Annotated in this window: 3 protein-coding genes; 1 reads left to right on the top strand and 2 read right to left on the bottom strand. The window is 77.0% G+C overall.

What is annotated here, in order from left to right; genetic code table 11:
• On the bottom strand, positions 1-1,604 hold a 1,604-nt coding region (locus tag VR45_RS35450; protein ID WP_045944033.1), incomplete at its 3' end, for an FUSC family protein.
• Positions 1,605-1,773: 169 nt separating this feature from the next.
• Positions 1,774-3,441, bottom strand: a complete 1,668-nt coding sequence (locus tag VR45_RS43010; RefSeq protein ID WP_052709629.1) for a protein kinase — start codon at positions 3,439-3,441, stop codon at positions 1,774-1,776.
• 262 nt (positions 3,442-3,703) lie between these two features.
• On the opposite strand from VR45_RS43010, the gene VR45_RS35435 reads away from it, so the two are divergent.
• On the top strand, positions 3,704-4,926 hold a 1,223-nt coding region (locus tag VR45_RS35435), incomplete at its 3' end, for a histidine-type phosphatase (protein WP_234326471.1).

The following is a 4,926-nucleotide window of genomic DNA, read 5'->3' as shown; positions in this document are numbered from 1 at the left end:
ACCCGGGCCTCCGCCAGCCGCCAGCTCGCGGGCGCCAGCTGGGTGAAGACGAGGGCGACCACCAGGGTGAACAGCCCCTGGCCCCAGGCCGGCCCGAGCGCCGGTCCGGCGGTGAAGGCGATCAGCATCACCGGCGGCAGCGCGAGGGCGTAGACCAGTGGGTGCTCCCCCACCACCAGCAGCACCGCGGCTGTCGCCGCGGCGCCCAGGGCCGTCCCGACCAGCGCGGGGCGCAGGGTCGTCCGGGTGTCGGCGGCGCTGGTGCGCATCAGGGTGAGCGTGGCGAGCAGCACCCAGAAGCCGTGCGACAGGTCGAGGCCGCCGGCCAGCAGCCGGGCCGCGCCCAGGGCGCCCGCGGTGCGCAGGGCGTTGCGGAAGGCGACCGAGCGCGGGGTGAGGTTGGCGCGGAACCGGCGCCACCACAGCAGCGGGGCGGGGTCGTAGGCGTACCAGAACGGTCCGGGCCGCTGGTCGGCGGGCGTCTCGTCGGGCGGCAGCGCCGCGCGCCGGCCGACCCGCACCGCCCGGACGGCGAAGCGGGCGCCCTCGGCGGAGTCCAGGGCGGCGGTGCCGAGCGCCGGCCGGACCCGCCCGGTGCGATCGGTGCGGGCGGGCTCGGACTCGGACTCGGGCTGGGGCTGGGACTGGGGCTGGGGCTCGGGCCGGGGCTCGGCGGCGCGGGCGGTGTCGAAGGCGGCGAGCTCGCGCTCGACCACGCCGGTGTCCGGGACCGGTCCCGCCCGGGGCAGCCCGGCCGCGGCCGCGCGCAGGGCCTGCGCCGTGACGGCGGTCAGCCGGGCCGCGCCCGGGTAGGGCCGGGCGAGGCGGAGAATCCGCAGCAGCTGCGGGCCGGTGTAGCGGAGGGCGGCCGCGCAGTGGGTGAGGGCGCGGTCCACGGCACCGGCCGCGGCGGGGCGCTCCATCACCGGGACCCGGCTGAACCGCAGCTCGTCCAGGCGCGCGCGGGCCCGGTCGGCGGCCGCGGCGACGGTGCCGGGGGTCGCCGACCGGCCCGCGCAGGCGTCGGCGGCGAGGTCCGCCAGCTCCGCCAGGGCGAGGGCGGCGCGCGACAGCCGGCTCCGGTAGTCCGGCGGCGCCGGCTCCGGCCACAGCAGCAGTTCGGCGGCGACGAGCAGCAGCAGCCCGGCCGTCACGCCGAGCAGCCGCTGCGGCAGGGTGTCGGGGCTGTAAGGCGGGAAGCACGGGAGGATGTAGAGGAGTTGGAGGCCGTTGGCCAGTCCCACCATCCGGGGGCCGCCGACGGAGCCGTAGGACACCGCGAAGCCGACGCCCACCATGCCCAGGGCGGCCGCCCAGGAGTGCACGGCCAGCACGGTGCCGAGGCAGACCAGCGCCCAGGCGGCCGGGAGCGTGCACAGGATCGTCCGGGCCCGGGTCCGCGCGGCGCCCTCGACCCGGGCCAGCACCCCGAGGGCGACGGCCGCGAACAGCGCGTAGGTGGCCGACACCGGGCGGTCCAGGCCGTAGCGGAAGGTGTAGAACCCGGCGCAGGCCGCGGCGGTGACCCGGACGGAGCGGTGCACCACCGCCGGGGCGGGGCGTGCCCGCCGCGGCCGCTCCGCGCGCCCCGGCGATCGGCGCATCGCACCTCGCTCCCGTGTCCGCGTGGGGTGTGCCGCCCCGGCGCGGGAGGCCGCCGCCGTGGACGGGGGCCGGAGGGTCGGCCCCTCCCACCGTAGGACGCCGCCCGGCCGCTCCGCAGCGGGAGCCGGGTCGGCAGCGGACGGGCCCGGGGTGCCCTCGCCGCCGGGTTCAGCGCTCGCGCAGGCAGAGGACCACGGCGCCGAAGTCCTGCGCGAGCTTCCCGGTGCCGGTGGCCCAGTCCGGGACGGCCTGCTCGCAGGTCGTGGTCACGGGCGCGTCCAGCCGGGCGAGCACGGTGAAGTACTGGTCGCCCTTCTCGTCCCGCACCGGGCCGCGCACCGACAGCAGGCCGCAGGGCGCGGTGAGCCACTTCGGATGGTCGACGTCGGGTTCCCCGTCCCGTTGGAGGATCTCCTTGCCGACGCAGTCACCGGGCCGGGCCGCCGCCGCCTCGTCCTCGAACAGCGGGCTGAACACGGCGATCGGCCCCGCGATCAGCCCCAGGACGAGCAGCACGCCGAGCGTGTACGCGGTGCGGCGCAGCGCGGTCAGCGCGTAGCGCACCGCCCGGGGCCGCGGGAGGGTGGCCGCCGGGGAGCCGATGCCGGCGATCACCGCGCCGGTGCGGGCGCTCTCCCCGGCCCGGCGGTGGACGGCGTAGAGCATGCCGCCGTGCGGGGCGGTGACCACGACGTCGCCCCGTCCCGAGACGACCTCCAGCAGCGGGTCGTCCTTCTCGACCGTGTCCCCGACCTGCTTGAGCCAGCGGACGACCGTGGTGCGCTTCATCCCGCCGGTCTCGCCGGGTATCCAGGGCAGGGTGACCGTCGCGTAGCCGGCCTTCAGCTCGCCCACCCGGGCGGCGAGCGGAGGCAGGGCCGGCGGGGGGACGGGCGGGTCCTCGGCGGGTTCCCGCGAATCCACCAGGGTCGGCGGAGGGGGGAGCGCGGCGGTGGTCAACTCGGAGGTCCGGCACACCTGTTCGACGATCATCGCGGTCACGTCCGGCGGCAGCCAGACGGCTGCGGGGGCGGCGGAGGCGGCGGCGCAGCGCTCCAGCACCTCGGCGACGCCGGGGCGCTGCTTCGGGTCCTTGGCCAGGCAGGACCGGACCAGCGGTGCGAGGGCGGGCGGGAGGCCCTCGAGGTCGGGTTCCTCGTGGACGACGTGGTACACGACGGCCTCGGTCGGCCCCTCCCCGAACGGCGGGCGGCCGGTGGCCGCGTGGGCGAGCACCGCGCCCAGGCTGAACACGTCGCTCGCCGGGGTGGCCGGGCCCCGGAGGATCTGCTCGGGGGACATGAACCCGGGGGTGCCGATCACGGTGGTGCCGGTGAGGCCGGAGGTGGCGTCCAGGGCGCGGGCGATCCCGAAGTCGATCACCCGCGGGCCGTCCTCGGCGAGGACGACGTTGCCGGGTTTGAGGTCCCGGTGCACCAGGGAGCAGGCGTGGATCGCGGCCAGCCCCTCGGCCAGACCGGCGCCGAGCACGGCCACCGTGGCGACGGGCAGCGGGCCGTGCCGGGCCACCACCTCCCCGAGCGAGGGGCCGGGGATGTAGGAGGTGACCATCCACGGCGGGTCGGCCTCGGCGTCGGCGTCCACCACCTGGGCGGTGTAGAACCCGCCGACGCGCCGGGCGGCCTCGATCTCCTGGGCGAACCGCCGCCGGAACCTCGCGTCCTCGGCCAGTTCGGGGCGGACCAGTTTCACCGCGACGCTCAGCCCGCCGGGCGAGCGGCCGAGGAAGACCCGCCCCATTCCGCCGCCGCCCAGGCGGGCGAGCAGGCGGTACGGTCCGACCTCGCGCGGGTCGGTGGCGGAGAGCGGCTTCATCGGTGGTCCCATCGGGTGCTGAGGCTCTGCGTCGGGAGCGACATGATCCCATCAACGCGACGCCTGCGGAGGCGAATCCGAGGATCGGCGGCGGTATCCGGTGGCGCCACTGCGGCCCGCCGGGCGGGGGCCGGGCCGTCCGGCGTTCAGGCTTCCTTCACCGGGACCATGACGGGGCGTCGACCGGTCTTCCCGCGGCCGTGGCACCGTGCGGCAGTCCGAGACCGCCGGCCGGCGGTCCGCATCCACCCGAAGGGTCGCCGTGAAGCGCACCGCCCCCCTGTCCGTCGCCGTGGCCGTCGCCATGACCGCCTCCCTGGCCGCCGGAGTGCTGTTCACCGCGGGCACCGCTGCCGCGCACGACCGCTCCGGCGCCTCGCGCGTCGACCGCGACCTCTACGGCACCAAGGCCCCGTACGAGCCGCAGGGCCGGCCCGGGCACTACCAGAAGGCGCCGAAGGGCTTCGCCCCGGTCTTCACCGAGAACGTCGCCCGGCACGGCTCCCGCGCCATGTCCGACGGCGAGGACGGCGAGGCGGTGCTCGCCGTGCTCGGCCGGGCCCAGGAGCAGGGCGCCCTCACCGACCTCGGCGCGCGGCTGGCCCCGCAGGTGCGGACGCTGCTGACGGCGGCCTCCACGCTCGGCTTCGGCAACCTCTCCGCCCGCGGCGCCGACGAGCAGCGGCAGACGGCGCTGCGGATGGAGCAGCGGCTGCCGTCGCTGTTCCGGTCGATCGCGGCCGACCGGCGGCCCGTCGTGGTGGAGACCTCGGGCGTGGCACGCGCGGTGGCGAGCGCCGGTGCCTTCACCGCGGGTCTGACGGCCGGGGAGCCGGCGCTGGCGGACACCATCAAGCCCCCCGTGACCGACAAGAACCTGCTGTACTTCCACAAGCAGCCGCAGAACGCGGACTACCAGGCGTACCTGGCGAGCGACCCGGACCTGGCCGCGGTCCTCTCCGCCGTCGAGCACGAGCCGCGCACCGCCCGGGCGGCCCGGCACGCGGTCGGGCGACTGTTCCGCGCGGGCTTCGCCGAGGCGATGTCCAGCGAGGAGCAGATCTCCTTCGCCCGTTCCCTGCACGCGCTCTACAGCGCCGCGCCGGACCTGAGCGTGGAGGCGCCGGGTGTCGACCTGACGCCGTTCCTGGCCCAGGACGACGCCCGCTGGCTGGCCTACCTGGACGACGCCGAGGAGTTCTACCAGTCGGGCCCGGCGTTCAGCGGACGCACCATCACCTACCGGATGGCCGGCGTCCTGCTGGACGACCTGCTGGCCCAGGCCGGGGCCAGGGCCGCCGGCACCAGCGGCAACGGCGCGGTGCTGCGGTTCACCCACGCCGAGGAGATCGAGCCGCTGGCCGTGCTGCTGGGCCTCCCCGGCAGCACCGAGCAGGCCGACCCGGACGAGCCGTACACCTACCGGAACAACCCGTGGCGCGGCGCCGAGGTCGCGCCGATGGGCGCGAACATCCAGTGGGACCT

It is taken from the genome of Streptomyces sp. NRRL S-495 (genome assembly GCF_000966955.1).
GTDB lineage: Bacteria > Actinomycetota > Actinomycetes > Streptomycetales > Streptomycetaceae > Kitasatospora > Kitasatospora purpeofusca.
Note: the sequence above shows the minus strand (reverse complement) of the source record. Positions and strands in the feature narration are given on the sequence as shown.

What these genes read in the sequence shown, in the direction of transcription:
- VR45_RS43010 (WP_052709629.1), bottom strand. Translation starts at nt 3,441, where the DNA reads ATGAAGCCGCTCTCCGCCACCGACCCGCGCGAGGTCGGACCGTACCGC.